The sequence below is a fragment of the Undibacterium sp. Di26W genome, from assembly GCF_049340265.1.
Classification (GTDB): domain Bacteria; phylum Pseudomonadota; class Gammaproteobacteria; order Burkholderiales; family Burkholderiaceae_D; genus Undibacterium.
In genome coordinates this window covers 1-2,636 of the sequence record NZ_JBMPOR010000054.1, presented here as the reverse complement: position 1 = coordinate 2,636, position 2,636 = coordinate 1, and the positions used below count along the sequence as shown (strand labels likewise).

Annotated in this window: 2 protein-coding genes; both read right to left on the bottom strand. The window is 56.8% G+C overall.

Annotated elements, in window-relative coordinates; genetic code table 11:
- Nucleotides 1–204: 204 nt before the first annotated feature.
- A complete protein-coding gene (gene istB, locus ACO0LM_RS28560; protein WP_423042320.1) occupies nt 205–1,008 on the bottom strand; it encodes an IS21-like element helper ATPase IstB in 804 nt (267 codons plus the stop codon).
- Entirely contained in the window at nt 1,001–2,521 is a 1,521-nt protein-coding gene (istA, locus tag ACO0LM_RS28555; protein WP_423042318.1) for an IS21 family transposase, read from the bottom strand. The genes istB and istA overlap by 8 nt, the downstream gene beginning before the upstream one ends.
- Between the last annotated feature and the right edge of the window lie 115 nt (nt 2,522–2,636).

Sequence of the window (2,636 nt, the reverse complement as noted above, 5' to 3'; positions counted from 1 at the left end):
TGTTCGTGCTGATTGAATATTGACCCACCCTGCTGATTGAATATTGACCCAGGGCCGGGCGCCGCATTTTCAGATGTCGGCTGTGGATAACTATACCAAACAGCGGGGTTGGAAGTTGTTCTTTTCTGTCGATTCCCGCAACAAGGACGGCGCGGGGAGATGTGCGAAGAGCGTAGCTCGTAGCAAATTTCCCCGCGCGCCAACTCAGAAAGGCTCTACCGGCGGCTCAGCTTTGCCTCCCTTGCGTGACTGTTCCCGCGACTTGATGCGCGATTTCGCAGCGATCGTGCTGTGCTGGAAGCGATAAGACTCATTGCCGGTCTCAACGATATGGCAGTGATGGGTGAGCCGGTCCAGCAGTGCCGTCGTCATCTTTGCGTCCCCAAACACGCTCGACCATTCGGAGAAACTCAGGTTGGTGGTGATGACCACGCTGGTATGTTCATACAGCTTGGACATCAGGTGGAACAACAAGGCACCACCCGCCTGGCTGAATGGAAGATATCCCAGCTCGTCCAGAATGACGAGATCCATGCGCATGAGCGTCTGTGTCATCCGACCAGCACGGCCATCGCGCTTCTCCTTTTCCAGAACATTCACCAAATCCACCGTCGAGTAGAAACGCACCCGCTTACCTTGCGCGGCAATGCCGGCCACGGCGATCGCGGTGGCCAGATGGGTCTTGCCGGTCCCTGGCCCGCCGATCAACACGGCGTTTTGCGCCGTATCGGTAAACGCCAGTGTTGCCAACTGCTTGACCAAATGCTGGTCAACCTTGGATACCTCGAAATCAAATCCCGCCAGATCGCGATGCACAGGAAATTTCGCCGCGTTCATCTGGTGCCGGATCGATCGTATGCCACGGTCATTGTTCTCGGCTTGTAGCAGATGTTCGATCAACCATTTGGAAGTCGCCGTCGCGGACGTCTCCTGTGCGATGAGGTCCGTCCATGCGCTGGCCATACCATGAAGGCGCAGATTTTTTAGTTCGGTCGTGATATCAAGCATTATCGACCTCCGACGTATCGATCAGCAGGTCATCTATCCCGCGCAGACTGTCATATCGGCTGGTGTTGGCCAGCGGAGCCTCCATCAGGGGCAAGCTCGTCTCTACGCTTGCCGGTGCAGGGCTGGCATGGAGCCGTGCCAGCACATTCAGAACGTGTTCGGCACTAAGCGCACCCGACTCAATCACCAGTTCGACCGCAACCAGAACAGCGTCCAACCCGGCTGTCAGCACAGCAGTCAGCACCTGCGCCATGACCTTGTCGCCACCTGCATGGCGCATCAACCCCAGCCGTAGCTGTTGGAGTGGCGCTGGCAAGTCAGCAAAGGGGGCACCATTTCTGAGCGCGCCCGGTTTGCGCTCCACCAGTGCGATGTAGTGCTGCCAGTCGTAGCAGATTTGACCGCGTTCGGTTAATCGCTCATGGCTGGCGACCACTGCATCGCCTGCAGCAATGGCAACCCGATTCGGATACAGCCGCGTGCTCACCCGCTGGCCGGCAAATTCACACGGCACCGAGTAGCGATTGCGACTAATGCTGACCAGGCAGGTACTCGACACCCGTGCCAGTTTCTCCACATAGCCATCAAAAGGCGTGGGCATTGGCATCATTTCAATGCGTTCCTGCTCCAGCATTTCCGCCACGCTGAATTCCTTGTATTCTGGGTGACGTACTTCGCACCATAGTGCCTGGCACCGTTCACTCAGCCAAGCATTGAGCTCGATGAACGAGCCAAATTTCCGGTTCTGTGCTTCCAGCCAGATGCGACGGCGGCTGTCTTGAACGTTCTTCTCGACGACACCTTTCTCCCAGCCGGAGGCGACATTGCAGAAATCCGGGTCGAACAAATAGTGTGCGCACATCACGGCAAACCGTTTGTTGACGACCCGGCCTTTGCCTTTGTTGACCTTGTCGACGGCAGTCTTCATGTTGTCGTAGATGCCGCGGCGCGGCACGCCACCGAGCGCGCTGAAGGAGCGGGTGTGTGCATCGAACAGCATTTCGTGCCCCTGGCTGGGGTAGGCCACCAACCAGAACGCCCGACTGGCACACAGCTTGAGATGCGAAACCTGCATCCGGTAGTAGATTCCGCCTACCACCAGGCCTTCTTCGCTCCAGTCAAACTGAAACGCCTCGCCCATTTCAAATTTCAGCGGCACAAAGGCGTGTGAGTGATTGGCTTCGGCACCGCGCCAGTCGCGAATGAAGGCGGTGAGCTGGCTGTAGCCGCCAGCATAGCCGTCCGCCTGGATGAGCGTGAAGAGCGCCTTGGCGGTGCGCCGATTCTGCTTAGTGCGATGGGAATCGGCTTTGAGCGCCTGAATGATGGTTGCGTGAAATGGCGTCAACTTGCAGGGGGCTTCGGTTCTAACATACGCTGGCGGGCCCGCTTCCTCCGTATCGCGTAGCCATCGCCGTATCGTGTTGCGCGACAAACCTGTGCGCTTCGCAATTTCGTGCAGCGACAGTTTGTCGCGTAAATGCATCCGCCGTATTTTTCCTAACATTTCCATGGTGATCACCTTTTTGTCTCCCGCCTAAAAATTAGGCAGGATAAGTAGAACACCTGGGTCAGTTTTGAATCAGCAGAAACCTCTTAAGTGGGTCAATTTTCGGTCAGCGGCAACA